Annotated in this window: 24 protein-coding genes; 14 read left to right on the forward strand and 10 right to left on the reverse strand. The window is 70.3% G+C overall.

The genetic code is table 11. From position 1 onward, the window contains the following. Window positions 1-190: 190 nt before the first annotated feature. The gene (locus HW837_RS35460; RefSeq protein ID WP_078853332.1) at window positions 191-886 is read left to right on the forward strand and encodes a helix-turn-helix transcriptional regulator; all 696 of its coding nucleotides are present in this window, start codon (window positions 191-193) and stop codon (window positions 884-886) included. Between the two features lie 21 nt (window positions 887-907). Here the strand turns inward: HW837_RS35460 and HW837_RS35465 are convergent, their stop codons facing one another. From HW837_RS35465 to HW837_RS35475, 3 genes are all read right to left on the reverse strand, one after another. Then, complete coding sequence (locus HW837_RS35465) at window positions 908-2,092, reverse strand: serine hydrolase domain-containing protein (protein WP_193380316.1); 1,185 nt, start codon at window positions 2,090-2,092, stop codon at window positions 908-910. 70 nt (window positions 2,093-2,162) lie between these two features. Continuing rightward, on the reverse strand, window positions 2,163-2,360 hold the full coding sequence (locus HW837_RS35470) for a DUF397 domain-containing protein (protein WP_193380315.1): 198 nt from the start codon (window positions 2,358-2,360) through the stop codon (window positions 2,163-2,165). A 110-nt stretch (window positions 2,361-2,470) separates the two neighbouring features. Beyond that, complete coding sequence (locus HW837_RS35475) at window positions 2,471-3,043, reverse strand: hypothetical protein (protein ID WP_045556248.1); 573 nt, start codon at window positions 3,041-3,043, stop codon at window positions 2,471-2,473. A 420-nt stretch (window positions 3,044-3,463) separates the two neighbouring features. Here HW837_RS35475 and HW837_RS35480 point away from each other — a divergent pair, with 420 nt between their 5' ends. After that, window positions 3,464-3,790: an excalibur calcium-binding domain-containing protein gene (locus tag HW837_RS35480; RefSeq protein ID WP_052682834.1), complete on the forward strand. Its 327-nt coding sequence runs from the start codon at window positions 3,464-3,466 to the stop codon at window positions 3,788-3,790. 196 nt (window positions 3,791-3,986) lie between these two features. On the opposite strand, the gene HW837_RS35490 is transcribed toward HW837_RS35480, so the two are convergent. Together HW837_RS35490 and HW837_RS35495 are read right to left on the reverse strand one after the other, a co-directional pair. After that, on the reverse strand, window positions 3,987-4,232 hold the full coding sequence (locus tag HW837_RS35490; protein WP_045556249.1) for a DUF397 domain-containing protein: 246 nt from the start codon (window positions 4,230-4,232) through the stop codon (window positions 3,987-3,989). Between the two features lie 8 nt (window positions 4,233-4,240). Further along, the gene (locus tag HW837_RS35495) at window positions 4,241-5,092 is read right to left on the reverse strand and encodes a helix-turn-helix domain-containing protein (protein WP_045556250.1); all 852 of its coding nucleotides are present in this window, start codon (window positions 5,090-5,092) and stop codon (window positions 4,241-4,243) included. A 218-nt stretch (window positions 5,093-5,310) separates the two neighbouring features. On the opposite strand from HW837_RS35495, the gene HW837_RS35500 reads away from it, so the two are divergent. The 3 genes from HW837_RS35500 to HW837_RS35510 all read left to right on the forward strand — a co-directional run bounded on the left by HW837_RS35500 (window position 5,311) and on the right by HW837_RS35510 (window position 6,976). Next, window positions 5,311-5,727, forward strand: a complete 417-nt coding sequence (locus HW837_RS35500) for an ATP-binding protein (RefSeq protein WP_045556251.1) — start codon at window positions 5,311-5,313, stop codon at window positions 5,725-5,727. 32 nt (window positions 5,728-5,759) lie between these two features. Continuing rightward, complete coding sequence (locus HW837_RS35505) at window positions 5,760-6,638, forward strand: RpnC/YadD family protein (protein WP_045556252.1); 879 nt, start codon at window positions 5,760-5,762, stop codon at window positions 6,636-6,638. Between the two features lie 95 nt (window positions 6,639-6,733). Next, window positions 6,734-6,976: a hypothetical protein gene (locus HW837_RS35510; protein WP_052682835.1), complete on the forward strand. Its 243-nt coding sequence runs from the start codon at window positions 6,734-6,736 to the stop codon at window positions 6,974-6,976. A 32-nt stretch (window positions 6,977-7,008) separates the two neighbouring features. On the opposite strand, the gene HW837_RS35515 is transcribed toward HW837_RS35510, so the two are convergent. Beyond that, on the reverse strand, window positions 7,009-7,539 hold the full coding sequence (locus tag HW837_RS35515; protein WP_313895629.1) for an MOSC domain-containing protein: 531 nt from the start codon (window positions 7,537-7,539) through the stop codon (window positions 7,009-7,011). 296 nt (window positions 7,540-7,835) lie between these two features. Between HW837_RS35515 and galT the strand changes: the two genes are divergently transcribed. The 3 genes from galT to galK all read left to right on the forward strand — a co-directional run bounded on the left by galT (window position 7,836) and on the right by galK (window position 11,168). Then, window positions 7,836-8,897, forward strand: coding sequence for a galactose-1-phosphate uridylyltransferase (galT, locus tag HW837_RS35520; protein ID WP_060884401.1), 1,062 nt, complete (start codon window positions 7,836-7,838; stop codon window positions 8,895-8,897). Further along, a complete protein-coding gene (gene galE / locus HW837_RS35525) occupies window positions 8,894-9,856 on the forward strand; it encodes a UDP-glucose 4-epimerase GalE (protein ID WP_193380314.1) in 963 nt (320 codons plus the stop codon). Before galT ends, galE begins: the two co-directional genes overlap by 4 nt. Window positions 9,857-10,007: 151 nt before the next feature. After that, window positions 10,008-11,168, forward strand: a complete 1,161-nt coding sequence (gene galK, locus HW837_RS35530) for a galactokinase (protein WP_193380313.1) — start codon at window positions 10,008-10,010, stop codon at window positions 11,166-11,168. 2 nt (window positions 11,169-11,170) lie between these two features. On the opposite strand, the gene HW837_RS35535 is transcribed toward galK, so the two are convergent. Continuing rightward, window positions 11,171-11,614, reverse strand: coding sequence for a GNAT family N-acetyltransferase (locus HW837_RS35535; protein ID WP_045556439.1), 444 nt, complete (start codon window positions 11,612-11,614; stop codon window positions 11,171-11,173). Between the two features lie 261 nt (window positions 11,615-11,875). Here HW837_RS35535 and HW837_RS35540 point away from each other — a divergent pair, with 261 nt between their 5' ends. After that, window positions 11,876-12,664: a LuxR C-terminal-related transcriptional regulator gene (locus HW837_RS35540; protein WP_045556257.1), complete on the forward strand. Its 789-nt coding sequence runs from the start codon at window positions 11,876-11,878 to the stop codon at window positions 12,662-12,664. Here the strand turns inward: HW837_RS35540 and tamR are convergent. Further along, a complete protein-coding gene (tamR, locus tag HW837_RS35545; RefSeq protein ID WP_045556258.1) occupies window positions 12,623-13,120 on the reverse strand; it encodes a MarR family transcriptional regulator TamR in 498 nt (165 codons plus the stop codon). The two genes, HW837_RS35540 and tamR, sit on opposite strands and share 42 nt — an antisense overlap. A 131-nt stretch (window positions 13,121-13,251) precedes the next feature. Between tamR and HW837_RS35550 the strand changes: the two genes are divergently transcribed. The 5 genes from HW837_RS35550 to HW837_RS35570 all read left to right on the forward strand — a co-directional run bounded on the left by HW837_RS35550 (window position 13,252) and on the right by HW837_RS35570 (window position 19,524). Further along, window positions 13,252-14,079, forward strand: coding sequence for a trans-aconitate 2-methyltransferase (locus HW837_RS35550; RefSeq protein WP_193380312.1), 828 nt, complete (start codon window positions 13,252-13,254; stop codon window positions 14,077-14,079). Continuing rightward, window positions 14,076-14,435, forward strand: a complete 360-nt coding sequence (locus tag HW837_RS35555) for a VOC family protein (protein WP_193380311.1) — start codon at window positions 14,076-14,078, stop codon at window positions 14,433-14,435. The genes HW837_RS35550 and HW837_RS35555 overlap by 4 nt, the downstream gene beginning before the upstream one ends. 149 nt (window positions 14,436-14,584) lie before the next feature. Then, a complete protein-coding gene (locus HW837_RS35560; RefSeq protein WP_093791140.1) occupies window positions 14,585-15,958 on the forward strand; it encodes an MFS transporter in 1,374 nt (457 codons plus the stop codon). A gap of 132 nt (window positions 15,959-16,090) precedes the next feature. Further along, window positions 16,091-16,957 (forward strand): PaaX family transcriptional regulator, encoded by an 867-nt coding sequence (locus tag HW837_RS35565; RefSeq protein WP_045556262.1) that lies wholly within the window; start codon window positions 16,091-16,093, stop codon window positions 16,955-16,957. Between the two features lie 473 nt (window positions 16,958-17,430). Then, a complete protein-coding gene (locus HW837_RS35570) occupies window positions 17,431-19,524 on the forward strand; it encodes a glycosyltransferase family 4 protein (RefSeq protein WP_193380310.1) in 2,094 nt (697 codons plus the stop codon). Window positions 19,525-19,708: 184 nt separating this feature from the next. Here HW837_RS35570 and HW837_RS35575 read toward each other — a convergent pair whose 3' ends face one another. Then, entirely contained in the window at window positions 19,709-20,386 is a 678-nt protein-coding gene (locus tag HW837_RS35575) for a TetR/AcrR family transcriptional regulator (RefSeq protein WP_045556264.1), read from the reverse strand. Further along, window positions 20,383-21,414: an acyl-CoA desaturase gene (locus HW837_RS35580; protein WP_045556265.1), complete on the reverse strand. Its 1,032-nt coding sequence runs from the start codon at window positions 21,412-21,414 to the stop codon at window positions 20,383-20,385. The genes HW837_RS35575 and HW837_RS35580 overlap by 4 nt, the downstream gene beginning before the upstream one ends. Between the last annotated feature and the right edge of the window lie 339 nt (window positions 21,415-21,753).

A 21,753-nucleotide genomic window follows, 5' to 3' on the forward strand; every position in this document is an offset into this window, starting at 1 on the left:
TCCGGGGCACTTCTCTCCCGTAGGGGGAGCGCAACGTCGAACAAGCGTGTAGCTTCCGGGGGCATGAAGAGCGGGCGTCGACGGGTGAGTCGACGGGAAGTCGGGGGGCTTCTGTCCGCGAGGTCCGGTGGGCAGCCATAGTGGGCAACCATCTGGGGGACTGTGGGGGACTGGGGGGTGGGGTGGCTCGATGGGAGTGCGGCTCATGGTGGTCGACGACCACCGACTGCTGGCCGAGGCGTTGGCCTCGGCCTTGAAGCTGCGGGGACACCGGGTGCTGGCGGCGGCGGCGCCCGCCGCGGGCGCGGCGGAGCTGGTGATCTCCAGGGCACCGGAGGTGTGCCTGATCGGCACGGCGGCACCGGCCGAGCCGGGGATCTTCGACCCGGTGGTGAAGATCAAGCGCGAACGCCCGCAGGTGGCGGTACTGGTCCTCGGACCGGTGCCCAACCCGCGCGGCATCGCGGCGGCGTTCGCAGCCGGGGCGTCCGGCTACGTCCGCCACGACGAACGCATCGAAGGCGTCGAACGCGCCATCATGAAGGCCCGGGCGGGTGAGGCGGCGGTGGCGCCGCAACTCCTCCAGAGCGCCTTCGGTGAACTCCTCAACCCGGCGGCCCAGCCGGACGACGAGGGCCAGCGCCTGCTCCAGATGCTGACCCCGCGCGAGGTCGAGGTCCTGGTCCGCGTCGCGGACGGCGAGGACACCCGCCTCATCGCGGCGGGCATGGGCATCGCCCCGTCGACGGCCCGAACCCACGTCCAACGGGTCCTGATGAAGCTGGGCGTCGGCTCCCGCCTGGAGGCGGCGGCGCTCGCGGCCCGCACGGGCTTGCTGGACCGGGCGGGGCCGGTGCGGCCGGGTCCGCCGGGGGCTGACGTGTAGGGCCGCTGCGCGGCCGGGTGGCTATGCCCGAGGCCGCGCGCACAGGGCGTGGTCGACCAGGTCCGTGAGGGCCCCGATCTGCCGTACGGCGGTCCGCTCGTCGCCCGGCCGGCTGTGCACGGCGACGGTGACGGAGGTACGGCCGTCCCGTGTCGTCCCCGGCCACGCCAGAAACCCGAAGCCGCTGCCGCTGTGGCCCCAGTAGCCACCGCCGCAGCTGAGCGGCGTCCAGCCGATGCCCAGCCCGTAACGGGAGCCCGGCACCTCACCGGGGGTGTCGGGCACGGCGACGGTACGCAGCATCTCGGCGAGCTGGGCGGGGGCGAGGAGGCTGCCGCCGAGCAGCGCGGAGAAGAAGCGGTTGGTGTCGGCGGCGGTGCTGATCATCGACCCGTCGGCGTCCCCGTCGAAGGGGAGATAGGCGAGGGTGGTGTCGGTCATGGGGGCGTCGTCACCCGGCTCGAACTGCTGGTAGTTACGGGCGTGGGGCCGGGGCAGACGGGGATCGTCGCCCGGCGCGAACGTCCGCGTGAGCCGCAACGGCCGCAGAATCCGCTCCCGCACCTCGTGATCCCACCCCCTCCCCGTCACCGCCTCGATCACCATCCCGGCGAGGATGTAATTGGTGTTGGAGTACTCCCAGCGGGCGCCCGGCTCGAAGACGGGCGGGTGCGTCATGGCGAACGCGACGCGCTGCGCGGAGGTGTACGTGGTGGACCGGTGCTTCAGATACCCGGCGGCGCTCAGCTCCGGGACGACGTCGCCGATATAGTCCGGCAGCCCACTGGTGTGCTGGAGGAGCTGCCGCACGCTGATCCGCCTTCCGTCGTTCCCGCTCCCCTCCACCACCCCCGGCAGCCACCGCTCCACCCGGTCCTCCAGCGACAGCCGCCCCTCACCGACGAGTTGGAGGAGGACGGTGGCGACGTAGGCCTTGGTGGTGCTGCCGATCCGGATGTTCTCACCGTGCGGCACCGGCACACCGGTCCGGAGATCGCCGACCCCACTACGCACGGCCCGCGCCCCGAGAGGCTCGTCGACCCGCACGGAGACACCGGTGACTCCGGTGTCCCGCAGGGCGTCGGCGTCCCGCTGGAGGGAGTCGGCTTCGGCTTGGGCGCGGGCCGGTGAGAGGGGAGCGAGGAGTGCGAGAGCGAGGGCGACGACGGTGGTCGAGGCGGTGCGACGGCTGTGGGGGGTACGCATGGAGCCACCGTAGAAATCCCCGCCCCCACCAGCCATGCGGCACGCCCCCGTATGCCGCCGGGGGCTTTCCTCAGCTCGTCGTACGAACCCCGCGGGCCTTTATGTGGTGCACGAGCCCGGCGAGGGGGGTGGGGGTGGTGCGGAGGTGGGTGGCGGGGGTGGTGGATTCCCGGAGGCGTATGCCGGCGGCTGCGCAGAGTTCGATGCAGGTATCGCCTTCGCCGCCACCGGAGTACGTGGACTTCTGCCAGCGCGGGGTGTACTCCATCAGGCGCCTCACAACTCCTTCGCCAGGCTCCGCACAACAGCCGCATGGTCAGCCGTGCTGCCACGTCCCCTTGCATTCGCCTTGGTGGGGCCGAGCTGCTCGTAGGAGCTTCAATACCCACGGGTCGTTACGTCGGTGATCTTCACAGACACCTTCGTGCTCGCCGAGGCAGTGCTGATCGAAGTCGGCCTGTAGCTGAGACTCGTCTGATCCGATAGCTCCGCCGTCTCGATGACCGGCCCGGACTCGTCACCGCGGATCTCGTAGGTGATCTCGTACACCGCGTCCGGGTCGAGATCCTCGATACCGGTGTAGGTCAGCTTCGGCTCGACCGTCACGTTGCAGCCCGCCGACCCGAAGCAGTGCCGTGTGGTGGTGCGCAGCTTGATCATGAAGCTGTCGGCGTCGACCTCCGCGTACGTCGGCTCAGGGTCCGGCTTCTGAACCGCCGTGGCCACTGAGTCGTCCTCCGCCGGGGCGCTCGACGCCGCGGTGGTGACGGCCGACGGGCCGGCAGTGTCGCGGGTCTGCACGACGACGACGCCGGTGGTGATGATCGTGGCGATGATGGCGGCTGCCGCCCCGATGATGATCGCGTTGGTGCGGTTCTTCTTGGGCTGCGGTGTCGGGGGCGGGAGCGGCGGCGGGAAGCCGGGCGCGGGTGGTGGCGTGCTGTTGCTCATGGTCCCCCCAGGACGTGCGCGGTTAGTCACATCATCATGCGATGAGCTCCGCTGTGTGGCGTATTGGCCGTGTTGTGACACTCGGGTGTGATGCCTGGCAGCTGGCTGCCGCAAGGGGCGGGCGCTGATGCCTGCCCCTCAGCGCAGAGCCTCGATGGCTCTCAGGATCAGAGCTCGTGCTTCGGCTCCGCCAACTCCACCGCTACCAGCGAGGCGTCGTAAGCCTGATGGGCTCCTGGCAGGCGGAAACGGTTCGTCGGTGGTGCACTGATAGCAGGAGTCGTTTCGGAGGCGGCCATGTCCGGTGCAAATCGCTGGGGGGCTTCTGGAAGACAGAACCGGCCATCCTTTGGGGCTGGCACTTCTAGGGGCGGCTCGCGGAACAAAGGGCCGTGGTGGTTATGGCTGATCGTCGGTCTCATGGTGCTGATCACCATCGTGACCGCGACAGGGCAGTCTGAAGACAGCCCGAGTCCCGCGCCGACTGTCACGGTCACCGAGACGGAAACCTCAGAACCCGTACCGGGTGTAGTGACCGAAACGGTGACCGAGGAACCCGTAGACGAGCCGCTGGACAGCGAGGAAGGCACGGCTACGCAACCAGAGGCGGTGCAGCCGTCGGAGGACGTCTACTACGAGAACTGCGACGCGGCACGCGCCGCTGGGGCTGCACCTGTGTACGCCGGGGAGCCGGGGTACGGGCCCCACCTCGACCGTGACGGCGACGGAGTGGCGTGCGAGCCGTAGCGTCCAGGCACGGAAATTGACCGAAGGATCTTGTTGTTCACGGGCGACGCGGGGTGAACCTGCCGGAGGTTGTCGCGCGGACGAGTTGTGCGATGGGCGCAGGGCTGCTGGCGAGGACGGTGGCTGGCGTCTCGGATTCGCGGAGCTGGAGAGCGGGAGCGTCGGCGGCTGCCGCGAGTTCGATGCACGCGTTGCCCTAGGCGCCACCGGAGTAGGTCGACTTCTGCCAGCGCCGGGCTCCGCCTGGCGGTGGGGTCAGCCTGCCGCCGGTTATGGCGTGGAGGAGGTGGGCGAGGGGAGCGCGGGTAGTGGCTATGACGGTGGTGGGGGTGTCGGATTCGCGGAGGTGTATGTCGTCGGGGGTGGCGGAGAGTTCGACGCAGTCGTTGCCATCGCCGAAGCCTGAGAACGACGACTTCTGCCAGTTGTCGTGGGTCGTCATGGGCTGCCTCACAGTTCCTTCATCAACCTGTGGATGAAGTCACGCGAACGCTCGGGTTCCAGTGCTACGGCTTCTACTTTACGGAAAAGCGTTCGAAGCGCGCCGAGTTGGGCTTCGGCGTCGATGAATGCGGTGCCGTGGGGGGTGTCACGCAAGGCCGTGTCCAGCTTGGGAACCGGTCCGCCCGCGTAGGTCATGCCGCTCGTTGCCCCGGCGAAACCGTCGAGGTCGAAAGGGATGACGCGAACGGTGATGTGATCCGCTTCGGAGTGCTCCAGGACGCTGGTGAGCTGAGTGCGTGCGGCAGCCCGGTCTCCGACCCTGATGCGCAGCGCCGACTCGTGGATCACCGCCGTGTACGGAACGGGGTCGGGCCCTTCGATGGCGACCTTGCGGTCCATCCGGTGCCGTACGCGCAACTCAAGTTCTGCGTAGGGCAGTTCCGGAACCCGGTACGAGAAGATCGCGCGCGAGTACTCCTCGGTCTGGAGAAGGCCGGGGATGTGGAGGAACTCGACGTTGTGCCGGTAGGTGGCGTGGTGCTCCAACTCGGCGAGGTCCAGGAACGCTGTGGCCAGTAGCCCCCGGTATTTTTCCCACCAGCCCTGTGTCCTCTCGGTCGCCAACGCCACCAGCGCGTCGATCAACTCGTGGTTCGTGCAGGCGTAGTGGGCTGCCAGACGGCGTAGGCGATCCTCGCTCACGCCCGCGATGCCGGACTCGATCTGGCTGATCTGGGCGGAGCTGGTTCCCAGCAGCGCGGCTGCCTGGGTGGCCTTCAAGCCTGCCGCGTCACGCATTCTGCGCAACTCGGTACCCAGTCGCACTTGTCGTGCGGTGGGGTTTCGCCTCGTCGCCATGTCCAGCTCCGTGGTTCAACTTGTCGTTCTGGGCGCCCCGTTCGGGGGCAAGGCTACGCGAACGGCTTGCTTGGTCATAAATTTTAGGCATACCGTCAGTCACGCACCGCACACGCTGCGATGTCGCCGGGATCCCGGAAGCGCACCTCTCCGTCATGCCGTGATGGCTGAGGCAATGCCACCGCCCGCCCCGAACCCCCCATCCCTGGAGCTGGCCGATGCCCGAGAACGCGCCTGTACCCGACCCCTGGGAGTACGTCCTCCACATCCCCCACGACCCCCGAGCCGTGACCGTCTCCCGCCGTACCCTCCGCCTGATCCTGACCGCCCACGGCCTGGCCGCCCTCCTCGACCCCGCCGAACTCCTCGCCACGGAACTGATCGCGAACGCCGTACTGCACACCAAGGGCCCGGCGGCCCTGCGCGTCCGCTGGTCGAACGGCACGCTCTGGATCGGAGCCTGGGACGCCGACCCCGAACCCCCGGAACCCCCAGACCACTTGGCGAAGCCCGACACGGAGACCGGCCGGGGCCTCGCCCTCGTCCGCGCCTGCACGGACATCTGGGGCTGGCAGCCGTCCTCCCGCTTCGGTCATCGCGGCAAATACGTGTGGTGCGAACTGCTGACCGCGTAGCTCGTTGAGCATCCCGACAGAAAGGAGATCCGATGGTCAGCTCGCCGCACGAGGCGCTGCACCGTATCTTCCAGAAGGACCCCTCGCTGCTCACCCGCACCCTGCAACGTGTGTTGCACGTGCCCTTCCCCGAGCCGCGCGAGTTCGCCGCCATGAACGTCGACCTCACGGAGATCGAACCGGTCGAGCGGCGCGTGGACACGCTGTTACGGGCGGAGACCGACGAGGGGACGTATCTCCTGGTCGTCGAGTCCCAAGGAAAGAAGGACGAGGCCAAGCGCCGCAGCTGGCCGTACTACCTCAGCTACCTGTACGCGAAGTACCACTGCGACCCGGTGCTGATCGTGATCACTCAGAGCCGTGCCACGGCCCGCTGGGCGGCGCAGCCCATCCATCTCGGAGTGCGTGGACGTCCCTCTCTGACGGTACGGCCGCTCGTGCTGGGCCCGGACAACGTACCGGTCATCGCGGACGAGCGGGCGGCCGAGCGGGACGTATCTCTCGCGGTGCTCTCGGCGATGACGCATGGCAAGGGACCCAAGGCCGCCGCCATACTGGAATCCCTGGTGGCCGCCCTGCATACCATCGACACGGAGAGCGCCGCGGTCTTCGTGCAGTTCGTCGACTCGTGCCTGAAGGACCCCGAGGCACGGCAGATCTGGAGGGACCTCATGACGGATACGCAGTACTTCTGGCGACACCCGCTCGCCGAGCAGACGCGTGAGGAAGGCAGGGAGGAAGGCCGCCTCCAGGCTCAGATCGAGATGATCTTCAAGACCCTCGAATGGCGCGGCATCCCGGTGCCGGACCAGGTCCGCGAACGAGTCACCGACTGTCCTGACCGGGCCCAGCTCATGATCTGGGCGGAACGAGCCCTTCGGGTGGTCGCCGCCGAGGATCTGTTCCGCTGATCGGGTAGTGCGTACCGGGGCCGAGCGCCTGTGTGGGGCAGCGGCCCCTGGTACCCGCCCCGCACGGTCGGACAGCGGCAAGGCTGAACGGACTGATGATGCCGGTCAACTACTTCTTCAAGAACCCGGTCGCGGTGAAGCTGCGAGAGGAAGGGCGGGTGGAGGAACGGATCGCGGAGCGGATCGCGAGCGTCCTGCGCACCCTGGACCGCCGGCACATCGACGTACCCGACGAGGTCCGCCGACGGGTACGCGCCTGCACCGACCCTGACATCCTCCAGATCTGGGTGGACCGGGCCTACGACGTCACCGACGCGGCCGAGCTGTTCGAGGACTGACCAGGGCGTCCCACCAAGAGCGCGGTGGGACGTCAGACCCGTTCCAAGGGGCGGTGCGGCCCGTTCGGGAGTTCCGCCTTGATCGGGTCGCCCGGCCGCACCGCGCCGCTCTCCCTCACGATGCTCATGATTCCGGCCTTGAGCACGAGCTTCCCGGCCGTGTCGCGGCCGACCACCCGCTTCAGCAACCCGGCCTGGAAGTTGTCGATCTGCAAGCAGGGATTGCGCAGGCCGGTCACCTCCAGGACCGCCTCGTCCCCGATGCGCAGCAGCGTGCCCACCGAGAGCCCGAGCAGATCGATGCCGGTGGTGGTGATGTTCTCGCCGAGATCCCCGGGTGTCACCGTGAACCCCTCCGCATCGACCTCGGCGAAGAGTTCTTCATGGATCAAGTGGACCTGGCGCAGGTTCGGTTGTGTGGGATCCTGCGCCACCCGTGAACGGTGCTTGACCGTCACACCGGCATGCACATCACCCTCCACCCCGAGCCCCGCGAGCAGCGTGATGCTGTCCCGGTTCGGCTTGGTGAACGAGTACTCGCCGTTGCTGCTGACCGCCGTCACTGTTCCGTACACCCTCGGATCCCCCTCCTCGGTGACCGTCACCAGCCACGACCCTAGCCGCGGTCGGGCAGGGCGCGAGGGCCGGAGTGCCCCCGGCCCTCGCGCCCGGCGTCATCCGGAGTCCCGCTCATCCTCCAACCGCTCCCCCTCCGAGGTGGGGACCGCGAGATTCTCCACTGCGCAGCTCACTTCAGTTGGCATCTGGTGATCTTTGTTTGATTGTGATGGTGACGAACGTCGGAACTTGTGCTTTGATGTGTTTGGTTCTGTTTGATGGGTGGGATGGGGAGTCCGGCGTGAAGAAGACCTCGACCCGGCTGGCCGACGGTCGTGAGCTGATCTACTACGACCTGCGCGACGACACCGTGCGCGACGCGGTGGACAGGCGGCCCCTGGAGCGCACCGTCACCACTTCGGAGGTACGCCGGGACCCGCTGCTCGGCGACTCCGTGGCGATCGCCTCGCACCGGCAGGGCCGCATCTACCACCCCCCGGCGAACGAATGCCCGCTCTGCCCCTCCGAGGGCGACCGGCTCAGCGAGATCCCGGACTCGTCGTACGACGCCGTGGTGTTCGAGAACCGTTTCCCGTCGCTGGCCGGTGACTCGGGCCGCTGCGAGGTCGTCTGCTTCACCTCGGACCACAACGCCTCGTTCGCCGACCTGACCGACGAACAGGCCCGCCTCGTCCTGGACGCGTGGACCGACCGCACGGCGGAGCTGTCGAACCTCCCCTCCGTCGAGCAGGTGTTCTGCTTCGAGAACCGCGGCGCCGAGATAGGCGTGACGCTGGGCCACCCCCACGGGCAGATCTACGGGTACCCCTTCACCACGCCCCGCACCGCGCTGATGCTGCGCTCCCTCGCGGCCCACAAGGACGCCACCGGCGGCGAGAACCTCTTCGACGCCGTCCTGCAGAGCGAGCTCGCGGGCGAGCGGATGGTCCTGGAGACCGAGCACTGGGCCGCCTTCGTGCCCTACGCGGCGCACTGGCCGTACGAGGTGCACCTCTACCCGAAGCGCCGGGTCCCCGACCTGCTCGCGCTCGACGAGGACGCCCGCACAGAATTCCCCCAGGTCTATCTGGAACTCTTGAGGCGCTTCGACCGGATCTTCGGTGAGGGCGAGCCCCCGACGCCGTACATCGCGGCCTGGCACCAGGCCCCGTTCGGCACGCTGGAGGAGTTCGAGGGTGTCCAGCGCGAGGACTTCGGGCTGCATCTGGAGCTTTTCACCATTCGCCGCACCACCGGCAAGCTGAAGTTTCTCGCGGGTTCCGAATCCGGCATGAACGTGTTCATCAACGACGTGCCGCCGGAGCGCGCGGCCGAGCGACTGCGAGAGGTAGCGAGTTCATGAGCGGTAAGTACCTGGTCACCGGTGGCGCGGGGTATGTCGGCAGCGTGGTCGCCCAGCACCTGCTGGAGGCGGGCCACGAGGTCGTCGTCCTCGACAACCTCTCGACCGGCTTCCGCGAGGGCGTCCCGGCCGGCGCCACCTTCATCGAGGGCGACATCCGCGACGCCGGCAAGTGGCTCGACGACTCCTTCGACGCCGTCCTGCACTTCGCCGCGTTCTCGCAGGTCGGCGAGTCCGTCGTGAAGCCCGAGAAGTACTGGGACAACAACGTCGGCGGCACCATGGCGCTGCTCGCCGCGATGCGCGAGGCGAACGTCCGCAAGCTGGTGTTCTCCTCCACGGCCGCCACCTACGGCGAGCCGGAGACCACCCCCATCGTGGAGTCCGCGCCGACGAGGCCGACCAGCCCGTACGGCGCCTCCAAGCTGGCCGTCGACCACATGATCACCGGCGAGGCCGCCGCCCACGGTCTGGGCGCCGTCTCGCTGCGCTACTTCAACGTGGCCGGGGCGTACGGCTCCTGCGGTGAGCGCCACGACCCCGAGTCGCACCTCATCCCGCTGGTGCTCCAGGTCGCGCAGGGCAGGCGGGACGCGATCTCCGTCTTCGGTGAGGACTACCCGACCCCCGACGGCACCTGCGTCCGCGACTACATCCACGTCGCCGACCTCGCCGACGCCCACCTGCTGGCGCTGGACGCCGCGCAGCCGGGCGAGCACCTCATCTGCAACCTGGGCAACGGCAACGGCTTCTCGGTGCGCGAGGTGATCGAGACCGTCCGCCGGGTCACCGGCCACCCGATCCCCGAGGTCGTCGCCCCGCGCCGGGCCGGAGACCCCGCCACCCTGGTCGCCTCCGCCGCCACGGCCCGCGAGCGGCTCGGCTGGAACCCGTCGCGCGCGGACCTCGCGGAGATCGTGGCGGACGCGTGGCGCTTCACCCAGGAGCGGGCGCAGTAGGACGCAGCGGCGCGCGCGGTAGCGCGTCGTAGGGCGCGGAAGGTCCCAGGGGCGCGGGTTCGCGCCCGTTCGCGCCCAGTAGTGTGCCGGCTCGGCCAGTTCGTCGGCCGAGCCGGTTCGTCGGTCGAGTACGGAAAGGTCAGGGCAGGGGATGAGCGAGGCTGTCGTCGTCGCCGAGCGGTTCGAGGAGCTCTACGGGGCGGCGCCGGAGGGAGTGTGGGCCGCGCCGGGCCGGGTGAACCTCATCGGCGAGCACACCGACTACAACGACGGCTTCGTCATGCCCTTCGCCCTCCCGCACACCACCGTCGCGGCGGTCTCCCGCCGCACGGACGGCGTTCTGCGCCTGCACTCCGACGACGTCGAGGGCGGTGTGGTCGAGCTGTCGCTCGACGCGCTGACCCCGGAGGCCGACCGCGCCTGGACGGCGTACCCGTCGGGCGTCCTCTGGGCCCTGCGCGAGGCGGGCCACACGGCGGTGACCGGCGCGGACGTCCATCTGACCTCCGCGGTCCCGACGGGCGCCGGCCTCTCCTCCTCGGCGGCCCTGGAAGTGGTCGTGGCCCTCGCCCTCAACGACCTCTACGACCTGGGCCTCAAGGGCTGGCAGCTGGCCCGCCTGTGCCAGCGCGCGGAGAACGTCTACGTCGGCGCCCCGACCGGGATCATGGACCAGACGGCCTCCGCGTGCTGCGAGACCGGCCACGCCCTGTTCCTCGACACCCGGGACCTGTCCCAGCGGCAGATCCCCTTCGACCTGGCCGCCGAGGGCATGCAGCTGCTGGTCGTCGACACCCAGGTCAAGCACTCCCACAGCGAGGGCGAGTACGGCAAGCGCCGGGCCGGCTGCGAGAAGGGCGCGGCCCTGCTCGGCGTCGACGCCCTGCGCGACGTCGCCTACGACGAGCTGGACGCGGCCCTCGGCCGCCTCGGCGACGACGAGGAGGTGTGTCGTCTGGTCCGCCACGTGGTCACCGAGGACCAGCGCGTCGAGCGGGTGGTCTCCCTCCTGGAGTCGGGCGAGACCCGCGCGATCGGTCCCGTCCTGGTCGAGGGCCACGCCTCGCTCCGCGACGACTTCCGTATCTCCTGCCCCGAGCTGGACCTCGTCGTCGACACCGCCCTCGCCGCCGGGGCCCTCGGCGCCCGGATGACCGGCGGCGGCTTCGGCGGCTCCGCGATCGTCCTCGTCGACGCGACCGACGCGGACGCGGTCACCAAGGCGGTGGAGGAGGCCTTCGCCGACGCCGCCTTCACGGCCCCGCGCGTCTTCGTCGCGGTCCCGTCGGCCGGAGCGCGACGGGTCGTCTGAGCTCAGCCGAGCCGTTTGGTCAGGGTGTACTCGGTGATCCCCGGCGGATAGTCGGGGATCACGCACACCACCTCGTAGCCCAGGCGCTTGTAGAACTCCGGCGCCTGGAAGTCCCAGGTCTCCAGACGACAGGAGCGGGCGCCGCGTTCGTCGGCCGCCAACCGCTCGGCCCGGGAGAGGATGCGCGAGCCGAGGCCCTGCCCCCGATGGCGCTCGTCGACCCAGAGACAGGTGACGTGGAGCCAGGTCGCCCAGGTGTGCCCGACGAGACCGCCCGCTAGATCACCGGCCTGGTCCATGATCCATACGTGCAGCGGGACTTCGCGATCGCCAGGCGTGCCCCGCAGCTCACGCAGGACCGGCGAAGTGGCCGTATTGGTGGCGCGCAGCCGGGAAAGCAGCAATTGGCGCCGTTCCCTGTCGACTTCTGTCTCCATACGAAACATGCGGCACACGATAAACGCGCTGGACAACCAGTTCTGCAAATGAGCTTCCGCTCCTGGCCCCCGGCCTTACTCTGATGAACAGCGCCGGTGGGGGCCGGTGCTGATCAGGGGGCGAGACAGTCGGGTACGACGCCCGGAGTGGGGGTAGCGGTTCAGCACGGCGGCGGCCGTGCGGCTGCGACGCCCCGTCCCAGGTGTAAACCGGGGCACGCTCCGGGCGTCGTGCTCGCGCCGGTCGTCCCCCGACCAGTGGGGGTTTCAGTGGTTCGCATCCGAGTCCTGGTCGTCGACGACCACCGCATCTTCGCCGAGTCGCTCGCGGCGGCACTGGCCGCCGAGCCCGATGTCGACGTGTCCGCGGCCGGCAGCGGCCCCGCCGCGCTGCGCTGTCTGGACCGCGCGGCGGCGGAGGGCCGTAAGTTCGACGTGCTTCTGGTCGACGCCGACCTGGGGGGTCATGCCCAGGTCCCCGGCGCGCGGCCGACCGCCGTACCCGTGCCGGACGGCAGCGAGGACGGGCTCGTGGACGGGATATCGCTCGTCGCGGGTGTGCGTTCGGGACAGCCGAGCGTACGGATCGTCGTCCTCGCCGAGAAGGACGATCCGCGCAGGGCCGCGCTGGCCCTCCAGGCGGGCGCGTCCGGCTGGGTCGCCAAGGACTGCTCGCTCTCCCGGCTGCTCACCGTCATCCGGGGCGTCCTGCGCGAGGAGACGCATCTGCCGCCCGCGCTGCTCACCGGCGTCCTGCGCGAGCTGACAGCCGCCCGCAAGCACCGCACGGAGAGTGAGCGGCTCGTCGAGTCCCTCACCCCGCGTGAGCGCGAAGTGCTCCGGTGCATGGTCGCGGGGCTGGGGCGCAAGGCCGTCGCCGAGCGCCTGTTCCTCTCTCCGCACACCGTCCGCACGCATATGCAGAACGTCCTCGGAAAGCTGGGTGTCCACTCCACCCTCGCCGCCGTGGCCCTCGCCCGCCGGGCGGGTGTGGGGCCCGTCGACCTGGGCCGGCCCCTAGCCGGGGATGTTGTCGAACGGGGCGGTCAACTGGCGTAGCAGGCCCGCCAGTTCGCCCCGCTGGGCGCGGGACAGCTCGGCCAGGATCGCGCGTTCCTGGTCGAGGAGTCCGGCGAGCGCCTGGTCCGCCCGGTCCCGGCCCTCGTCCGTGAGCCGGACGAGCACGCCCCGGCGGTCACTGGGGTCGGGCAACCGCTCGACCAGCCCCTTCTTCGTGAGCCGGTCGATCCGGTTGGTCATCGTGCCCGAGGTCACCAGCGTCTGCGTCAGCAGCTGACCGGGCGAGAGCTGGTAGGGGTTGCCGGCCCGGCGCAGCGCCGTCAGCACGTCGAACTCCCACGGCTCCAACTGGTGCTCGGCGAACGCAAGCCGGCGCGCGCGATCCAGGTGCCGGGCCAGTCTGCTCACCCGGCTGAGTACTTCCAGCGGCTCCACGTCGAGGTCGGGGCGCTCCCGGCGCCACGCTGCGACCAGCCGATCGACCTCGTCCTCCATGGCGATCAGTGTAGTGGTTGTGTCGATGTGAAGTCTCTTGAGATCGAGATGATTAGGACCAAGTCTCTTGACATCGAGATATCGCCGTCCGAGAGTGGGAGTGCCCTGCGACGACGAGGAGGACGTCCCCCATGACTCCCACCGGCCCCACCGGACACACCTGGGACCCCCAGCAGTACCTGCGGCACGCCGGCCACCGCGCCCGTGCCTTCGTGGACCTGCTCGCCCACGTCCCCGACCCGCCCGCCGCGCACACCCGCGTCGCCGACCTCGGCTGCGGCCCCGGCAACGTCACCCGCCTCCTCGCCGACCGTTGGCCCACCGCGCGCGTCACCGGGTACGACAACTCGCCCGAGATGCTCGACCGGGCCCGGACCGACCACGAGGGGCCCACCCCGGGCGGCGGCCGCATCGACTTCGCCGCGGCGGACGTCCGTACGTGGGCGCCCCCGGAGCCGTACGACCTGATCGTCAGCAACGCCACGTTCCAGTGGGTGCCGGGACATGTCGACCGCTTCGCCGCCTGGGTCGACGCCCTGGCACCCGGCGGCACCTTCGCCTTCCAGGTCCCCGGGAACTTCGACTCGCCCAGCCACCGCCTGATGCGCGAACTGGCGCACTCCGCCCGCTGGAAGGACCGCCTCGGCGACACCCTCCGCCACGACGACGCGGTCCACACGCCCGTCGGCTACCACGCGGCCCTCGCCGACCTGGGCTGCGAGGTCGACGCGTGGGAGACGACGTACGTCCACCTCCTCCAGGGCGAGGACCCGGTGCTCGACTGGGTCAAGGGAACGGGGCTGCGTCCGGTCCTCGGCGAACTGGGGCCGGACGCCGCCCCCTTCGTCGCCGAGTACCGCGCCGCCCTCCGCGAGGCGTATCCGCCCACCGCGCACGGCACGCCGTTCCCGTTCCGCCGCATCTTCGTCGTCGCGCACAAGCCGGAGACCGCCCGGTGATCACCGCCGTCGACCACGTCCTGCTCGCCGCCCCGCCCGGGACGGAGGACCGGCTGCGGGCGTACTACGTCGGTGTCCTCGGCATGGCGGAGATCCAGAAGCCTCCCGCACTCACCGTCCGGGGAGGCTGCTGGTTCGCGGCGGGGGCGGTGCTGCTGCACCTGGGGACGGAGGCGGATTTCCGGCCGCCGAGGAAGGCCCACCCCGGCCTGCGCGTGCGGGACATCGACGCGTTCGCCGCCCGGCTGGCCGGGCGCGGGGCCCTTGTGACGTGGGACGACGACCTGCCGGGACATCGGCGGTTCTACTCCGAGGATCCGGTGGGGAACCGGTTGGAGTTCCTGGAGCCGGTCTGAGGGCCCCCGGGGCGTACTGCTGACGCGTCGGCGGCGGGGGCGGGCGGTCTCCATGGCCTGATGTTGTGCAGAATATTGACTGCGGATAGATAGACGCCTACCTTCACGGTGTTCCTCCCTCGTCCCCCCTCAGCTCCAGGGAGAGCCGTATGGCACCGTCGTCCCCCCTCCCCAATCTCGCCGAGCAGGCCGAACAGGCCCGGAGGACCAGGCAGTTGCGTCGTGTGGCGCTGTCCGGGCTGCTCGGTACCGCCGTCGAGTTCTACGACTTCCTCGTCTACGGCACGGTCGCCGCACTGGTGTTCGGCGAGTTGTTCTTCCCCGGCGCGGATCCGGCGGTCGGCACGATCGCCGCGTTCGGTACGTTCGCCGCCGGGTACCTCGCCCGCCCGCTGGGCGGAATCGTGTTCGGGCACTTCGGCGACCGGCTGGGCCGCAAGTCGATGCTGCTGCTGACCATGGGACTGATGGGCGGCGCCAGCTTCCTCATCGGCCTGCTGCCCACCTACGACACCATCGGCGTGTGGGCGCCCGTACTGCTGATCACCCTGCGGGTGGTGCAGGGCATCGCCATCGGCGGTGAGTGGGGCGGCGCCACACTGATGGTCGTCGAACACGCCGGCGAGCGGCGGCGCGGCCTGTGGTCCAGCTTCACGCAGATGGGAGCGCCGCTGGGCTCCCTGCTCTCCTCCCTGGTCGTCACGATGGTCGTGGCGATGCCGCGTGAGCAGTTCGCGGCGTGGGGATGGCGGGTGCCGTTCCTGCTGAGCGTGGTGCTGCTGGGCGTGGGCCTGTTCGTGCGGCTGAAGGTCGTGGAGAGCCCCCTGTTCACCCGCGTCAGCAAGGACCGCGCGCAGGCCCGGCTGCCGCTGCTGGAGGTGGTGCGCAGGCCGCGCGCGCTGGTGCTGGCGGCGTGCGTGGGCATCGGCGCGTTCACCGCGCAGTCGCTGCTGACCAGCTATCTGATCGCGTACGCCACGGGGATCGGGTACCCCCGGCCGCAGGTGCTGACCGCGCTGACGGTCTCCGCGGCGGTGGCGCTGGTGGTGCTGCCGTGCGCGTCGGCGCTCTCCGACCGCGTCGGGCGCCGCCCGGTGGTCCTGGCCGGTGCCGTCGCCTCCGCCGTCCTGGCCTTCCCCGTGCTGGCGCTGGTGGACTCCCGCTCGCCGGGGCTGCTGATCCTCGCGGTCGTGCTGGGCCACGGCATCGCCCAGTCGGTGATGTACGGGCCGCTGGGGGCGCTGCTGACCGAGATGTTCGGCACGCGGGTCCGCTACACCGGGGCCTCGCTGGGCTACCAGCTCGCCACGCTGATCGGGGCCGGGTTCTCCCCGATGATCGCGGGGAGCCTGGTCGCCGCGAACGGGGGGTCCGGTACGCCGGTCTCGCTGCTGATCTGCGCGGGCGCGGTGATCACTGCCGTGACCGTGTGGTTCGTACGGGAGACCCATCAGGATTCGCTGGGCGAGGCGCTTGTCCCCGAGGGGGCCGAGGGGGCCGCGAAGGAAGAGGTGGCGTCCTAGGGCCCTCCGGTGGGGGCCCGCCGGGTGGGGGGTGGGGGCTGCGGGGTGGTGTCCCGGCCGCGGGTCGGTGGGGCTTCTCGCGCAGTTCCCCGCGCCCCTGACGGGGCGCGGCCCCGCCCGTACTCTTGCGCTGTGGAGGACGAGATCCTGGGTGTCGAGGTGGTCGGCGTGCCGCAGTCGCGGCCGCAGTCGCTGGTGCTCTCCTTCTTCGGGAATCACGTGCTGGACCGGGGCGAGCGCGGCCTCGGGGTGTACTCGGGGAGCATCATCGACGTGCTCGGGCGGGTCGGCACGGGCGAGCAGGCCGTGCGGTCGACGCTCACGCGCATGGTCAACCGGGGGCTGCTGCGCCGCCAGCGCGAGGGCCGGCGCATGTTCTTCGGCCTCACCCCGCACGCGGAGGACATCCTGCGCGACGGCGGCCAGCGCATCTGGCGCGACGGCGCCGTGAACGAGGACTGGGACGGCACTTGGACCCTCCTCGGCTTCTCCCTCCCCGAGTCCTGGCAGCGCCAGCGGCACGACCTGCGTTCCCGGCTCACCTGGTCCGGTTTCGGCGCCCTCTACAGCGGGCTGTGGATCGCCCCGGGGCGGGTGGACGTCCGGGAGATCGTCTCGGAGCTCGGGCTGGACGCGCACGTGAAGGTGTTCCACGCCCGGGCCGACGCGTTCACCGACGTCGGCCTGATGATCCGCGAGAGCTGGGACCTGGAGACCCTCGCCGCGCGCTACGTCGCCTTCGACAAGCGGTGGACCACCGCCGAGGTCGCCGAGGCCGACCCGATCGCCACCCGGCTGCGTCTGGTCGCCGAGTGGCTGCGCATCATCCGTACCGACCCGCGCCTGCCCGTGCAGCACCTGCCGGCCGACTGGCCCGCGCGGCAGGCCCAGGACACGTTCCGGCGTTTCGCCGAGCAGACGGCGGGACCGGCCGGACGGATGGCCGCGGACGTACTGGAAACGATCCCGCTGCGGCCCGCCGCAGACGAAATTCCGTAGCTGAAACGGATTTTTGTATTCCGCACCCACCCGCCACTCCCCGGTCCTTCCGGGCCTTCGGCGGTGCTTCTGATGCAGGTGTGGCCGATATTGTTCTTTGTCTTTCCTTTGTTAAGGATATATTCTCGGTTCACTTTTTGATGTCTCCCGCCGGCAGTTCGGGGAAGCGGGAGTTCGTGCTGTGACCAGGGGGGATCTGGGCCAGTGAGCACTTGCTGAGCCACTCGGCGCGCTTGACGGGGTTTGTGACGCGCGCCACATAGGCTTTTTGTCGTCCGGTCGGGATTTCTGCCTGCGTATCTCCGCGCGGATTCCCCAGTCGGCCGATTTCCGCTGCGCCGAATCATTCATTTCTTGAGTGTCGACCACATATCGCGTATATAGCCGCGCCCGCGCGCACCCCATGCCTGACCGCCAAGGGGTGCGGGTGCGATGCCGCCCGCCCGCGGGCGGGTCACCAGGGGGAAAAACATATGAAGATCGCTTTCCTGATCAACAACGCCTTCGGTATCGGAGGCACCATCCGATCGACCGCCAACCTGTCCGCCGCGTTCGCCGACCGGCACGACGTGGAGGTCGTCAGCGTCCACCGCTCCCGCGACGAACCGGCGCTCCCGTTCGACCCGCGCGTGCGTCTGACCTCGCTGATCGACCTGCGCGAGGACAGTCCCGGATTCGAGGGCGACCACCCGCTGACCCAGCGGCCCGGCACGATGTTCCCGTACACCGGGGCCACCGGGAACCTGCCCTACACCGGGCTCCAGGACGAACGCATCGGCGGCTTCCTCGCCGACACCGAGGCCGACGTCGTCATCGCCACCCGCCCCGACCTCAACGGCTACCTCGCCCGCGACGGCCGGCGCCGCTATCTGCGGGTCGGTCAGGAGCACCTCAGCCTCGACCAGTACCGGGAACCGCTGCGGAGCAACCAGAACCGGGCGATCGGCGGACTCGACGCCTACGTCACCGTCTCCGAGGCCGACGCCGCCCAGTACCGCGCCGCCCTGCCCGGCGTCACCACCACCATCGTCTGCGTGCCCAACGGGGTCCAGGCCCCCGCCGTCGAACGCTCCACCCTCGACTCCCGGGTCATCGTCGCCGCCGGCCGGCTCATCCCCATCAAGCGGTACGACCGACTGGTGAACGCCTTCGCCAAGGTCGCCGCCGACCACCCCGGCTGGACCCTGCGCATCTACGGGCGCGGCCCGCAGAAGGAGAACCTGCGCCAGCAGATCGACCGGCTCGGGCTGCACGACCGGGTGTTCCTCATGGGGGCGGTCTCCCCGATCGAGACCGAATGGGCCAAGGGCGCCGTCGCCGCGGTCTCCTCCGACATGGAGTCCTTCGGCATGACCATCGTCGAGGCCATGCACTGCGGCGTCCCGGTCGTCGCCACGGACTGCCCGCACGGCCCCGGCGAGATCATCACCCACGGCGAGGACGGCATCCTCGTCCCGCTCGACGGCGACGTCGACGCCTACGCCGACGCGCTGAACCGTGTCGTCGGCGACGATGCCCTGCGCGCCCGGCTCGGCAAACAAGCCCTCACCAAGGCCGAGACCTACGCCCCCGCCGTCATCGCGCAGCGCTACGAGAGCCTCTTCGAGGAGCTGACCAGGTCCCGGCGCCGGGGCTGGGACGGCGCCGCCCGCCTGAAGCGGCTCGCCGCGCGTGTCGTCCGGCCCCGCCCCACAAAGATCGCCACCCCCGCCGCCGAGGCCGACGGGAGCGCTCCCACGGCGACCGCGCACGCCCGCGCCACCGGCGACGGCGGCCTCACCGTCCTCCTCGACCCGGCCGAGCTGCCCTCCGGGGACCTCGACTTCGTCGCCCGGCTGCGCCGCGATCCCGGCAAGCGGCAGGTCAGGGTGCCGGTGCTGCCGAGCGGCGGCGCGTCGGGCGGCGTGCTGCGGGCGACCCTGAGCCCCGGCGAACACACCCTCGCCGAGGGCCGCTGGGACTGCTACGTCGCGCCGCGCGGCACGAACAAGCGGGTGCGGTTGCGCGCACGGCTGGTGGAGCAGGCCGCGCTGGTCGGACGGGCGCCGCGGGAGGACGAACGGGGCGTCGGGGCGTGGATCCCGTACCCGACCGTCGACGGGTTCCTCGCCCTGCGTACGTGGCTGCGGCCCGCGCACGCGGAGATCGACGCCGTCGAGGTGGGGGAGGGGGCGGTGACCGTGACCGGCACGGTCCTCGGGGGCGCCGGGTCCGTCGTCACCGGGGCCGTCGAGGGTGCCGTGGTGCGGGTGGTGTCCCGGGCCGACAGCGCGTACGACTTCACCGTGGCCGCGTGGGCCGTGGGGGAGCGGGGGTTCCGGTTCACCGTGCCGTACGGCGAGCTCATGGCTCGGCGGAGTGTCGAGCACGATCTGTGGGATCTGCGGCTGGGGGAGGTGCCGGTGGGCCGGATCGGGGGTGACGTGGTGGAGCGGCGGAAGACCGATCTGGTGCCTGGGCAGGAGTTCGAGCACGGGGAGCGGGGGTGGACGCGGGTGCGGCCGTATTTCACCGTGAACAACGAGCTGGCGCTCAGCGCGAAGGATGTGGGCGAGGGCGCCCAGTAGCTCGGGGGTGCCTGTTTCGTGGGCGGGTGCGGGTGAGTGGGGGTTGCTCGCGCAGTTCCCCGCGCCCCTGAAAGACGAAAAGCACGGGGCGCAGCCCCTGCTTTTCAGGGGCGCGGGGAACTGCGCGAGAAGCTCCACCGGGCCGCACCCGGCGACGACGGGCACCCCCCACGCACCCCCCGGCTCAAAACTTCCGGTGGCCGATCAGGCGCGGCTTCTGGTTGAGCCCGTCCAGACCGTGCCACGCCAGGTTCACCAGATGCGCCGCCACCTCCGCCTTCTTCGGCCGGCGCACATCCAGCCACCACTGACCGGTCAGGGCGACCATGCCCACCAGCGCCTGCGCGTACAGCGGCGCGAGCTTCGGGTCGAAGCCGCGGCTCTTGAACTCGCGGCCGAGAATGTCCTCCACCTGCGTGGCGATGTCGGAGATGAGGGACGCGAAGGAACCCGTCGACTGCGGGATCGGGGAGTCGCGGACCAGGATGCGGAAGCCGTCCGTGTACTCCTCGATGAAGTCCAGGAGCGCGAACGCGGCCTGTTCGAGCAGTTCGCGCGGGTGCCCGGCCGTCAGCGAGCTGGTCACCATGTCCAGCAGCCGGCTCATCTCGCGGTCCACGACCACCGCGTACAGCCCCTCCTTGCCGCCGAAGTGCTCGTACACCACCGGCTTGGACACTCCGGCCTTCGCCGCGATCTCCTCCACCGACGTGGCCTCGAAGCCCTTCGCGGCGAAGAGGGCCCGCCCGACCTCCAGCAACTGCGCACGCCGCTCGGCGCCCGTCATCCGGGTGCGGCGAACACGCCGCGGCTTGTCATTGCTCGGGGTGCTGCTGGAGTCGGTCGCCACGGCGTCAATCATGCCGCCTCGGCGGGCGCCTTCCGGTGCCCGGAGCCGTCCTCACCCGTCTTGCGCCTGGAATCGATACGCGAGCGTGACGGCCAGCGGACGTCGTACGCCCAGCCGAACACCTCGAACCACCGGATCAGCCGAGCGGAGGAGTCCAGCTGGCCGCGCTCCACTCCGTGCCGGGCCGAGGTGGGGTCGGCGTGGTGGAGGTTGTGCCACGACTCGCCGCAGGAGAGGACCGCCAGCCACCACACGTTGCCCGAGCGGTCGCGGGACTTGAAGGGGCGCTTGCCGACGGCGTGGCAGATCGAGTTGATCGACCAGGTCACGTGGTGCAGCAGGGCCACCCGGACGAGGGAGCCCCAGAAGAACGCGGTGAACGCGCCCCACCAGGACATCGTCACCAGACCGCCGATCAGCGGCGGAAGGGCGAGGGAGAGCATCGTCCAGTAGATGAACTGGCGGGAGATCGCGCGGAGCGCCGGGTCCTTGACCAGGTCCGGGGCGTACTTCTCCTGCGAGGTCTGCTCCTCGTCGAACATCCAGCCGATGTGGGCCCACCACAGGCCCTTCATCAGCGCGGGGACCGACTCGCCGTAGCGCCACGGCGAGTGGGGGTCGCCCTCGGCGTCGGAGAACTTGTGGTGTTTGCGGTGGTCGGCCACCCAGCGCACCAGCGGACCCTCGACCGCCATCGAACCGGCGATCGCCAGGGCGATCTTCAGCGGCCGCTTGGCCTTGAACGAACCGTGCGTGAAGTGCCGGTGGAAACCGATCGTGATGCCGTGACAGCCCAGGTAGTAGAAGAACACCAGCAGGCCGAGATCCAGCCAGCTCACGCCCCAGCCCCAGGCCAGCGGCACCGCCGCGAGGACCGCGAGGAACGGGACGGTGATGAAGAGGAGCAGGGTGATCTGCTCGATCGAACGCTTCTGCTCGCCGCCCAGCGTGGCCGACGGGGCGGAGGAGTCGGTCGCTGCGGAGTCGGGATGGCCGGTCGCATTCGGTGCGTCTTCGATCACATCGGACCTTGAGCTCATGGGGCGTCCCCTGGGGGGTCGAGGGTGGAGAGAGGGGGGGGGAGGTGCCTACGGCGACAGCGTGCGGGGGTTACCTGTCGGCACTCCCTACGGTTCCGTAACCTACGGCATCGTAAGTATGGCAGCGCGGTGCCGGGCGGCAAGGGTCCCCCTGTTCAGCGCGTCCAGGTGTAGCGGGCGGGCACGGTGGACAGGTGGCACTCAGTGCCGCAAAAGTGGCACCTGTCGCGGGGGGCGCCCAGGTGGACGCCTATCCTGGACTCGTTCGGACAGCGCGGTCCGCTCTGAATCCTGCCCGGCCGCCGGGCCACACACCGCGGCCCAGACCGCCGGGCCCCC

It is taken from the genome of Streptomyces caniscabiei (genome assembly GCF_014930365.1).
In the GTDB taxonomy this organism is placed as follows: domain Bacteria; phylum Actinomycetota; class Actinomycetes; order Streptomycetales; family Streptomycetaceae; genus Streptomyces; species Streptomyces caniscabiei.

What these genes read in the sequence shown, in the direction of transcription:
- HW837_RS35575 (WP_045556264.1), bottom strand. Translation starts at nt 20,386, where the DNA reads ATGATTGACGCCGTGGCGACCGACTCCAGCAGCACCCCGAGCAATGAC.
- HW837_RS35570 (WP_193380310.1), top strand. Translation starts at nt 17,431, where the DNA reads ATGAAGATCGCTTTCCTGATCAACAACGCCTTCGGTATCGGAGGCACC.
- HW837_RS35500 (WP_045556251.1), top strand. Translation starts at nt 5,311, where the DNA reads ATGCCCGAGAACGCGCCTGTACCCGACCCCTGGGAGTACGTCCTCCAC.
- HW837_RS35475 (WP_045556248.1), bottom strand. Translation starts at nt 3,043, where the DNA reads ATGAGCAACAGCACGCCACCACCCGCGCCCGGCTTCCCGCCGCCGCTC.
- HW837_RS35480 (WP_052682834.1), top strand. Translation starts at nt 3,464, where the DNA reads ATGGTGCTGATCACCATCGTGACCGCGACAGGGCAGTCTGAAGACAGC.
- HW837_RS35510 (WP_052682835.1), top strand. Translation starts at nt 6,734, where the DNA reads ATGATGCCGGTCAACTACTTCTTCAAGAACCCGGTCGCGGTGAAGCTG.
- HW837_RS35535 (WP_045556439.1), bottom strand. Translation starts at nt 11,614, where the DNA reads ATGTTTCGTATGGAGACAGAAGTCGACAGGGAACGGCGCCAATTGCTG.
- HW837_RS35560 (WP_093791140.1), top strand. Translation starts at nt 14,585, where the DNA reads ATGGCACCGTCGTCCCCCCTCCCCAATCTCGCCGAGCAGGCCGAACAG.
- HW837_RS35490 (WP_045556249.1), bottom strand. Translation starts at nt 4,232, where the DNA reads ATGACGACCCACGACAACTGGCAGAAGTCGTCGTTCTCAGGCTTCGGC.
- galK (WP_193380313.1), top strand. Translation starts at nt 10,008, where the DNA reads ATGAGCGAGGCTGTCGTCGTCGCCGAGCGGTTCGAGGAGCTCTACGGG.
- tamR (WP_045556258.1), bottom strand. Translation starts at nt 13,120, where the DNA reads ATGGAGGACGAGGTCGATCGGCTGGTCGCAGCGTGGCGCCGGGAGCGC.
- galE (WP_193380314.1), top strand. Translation starts at nt 8,894, where the DNA reads ATGAGCGGTAAGTACCTGGTCACCGGTGGCGCGGGGTATGTCGGCAGC.
- HW837_RS35460 (WP_078853332.1), top strand. Translation starts at nt 191, where the DNA reads ATGGGAGTGCGGCTCATGGTGGTCGACGACCACCGACTGCTGGCCGAG.
- HW837_RS35470 (WP_193380315.1), bottom strand. Translation starts at nt 2,360, where the DNA reads ATGGAGTACACCCCGCGCTGGCAGAAGTCCACGTACTCCGGTGGCGGC.
- HW837_RS35550 (WP_193380312.1), top strand. Translation starts at nt 13,252, where the DNA reads ATGACTCCCACCGGCCCCACCGGACACACCTGGGACCCCCAGCAGTAC.
- HW837_RS35505 (WP_045556252.1), top strand. Translation starts at nt 5,760, where the DNA reads ATGGTCAGCTCGCCGCACGAGGCGCTGCACCGTATCTTCCAGAAGGAC.
- HW837_RS35465 (WP_193380316.1), bottom strand. Translation starts at nt 2,092, where the DNA reads ATGCGTACCCCCCACAGCCGTCGCACCGCCTCGACCACCGTCGTCGCC.
- HW837_RS35580 (WP_045556265.1), bottom strand. Translation starts at nt 21,414, where the DNA reads ATGAGCTCAAGGTCCGATGTGATCGAAGACGCACCGAATGCGACCGGC.
- HW837_RS35495 (WP_045556250.1), bottom strand. Translation starts at nt 5,092, where the DNA reads ATGGCGACGAGGCGAAACCCCACCGCACGACAAGTGCGACTGGGTACC.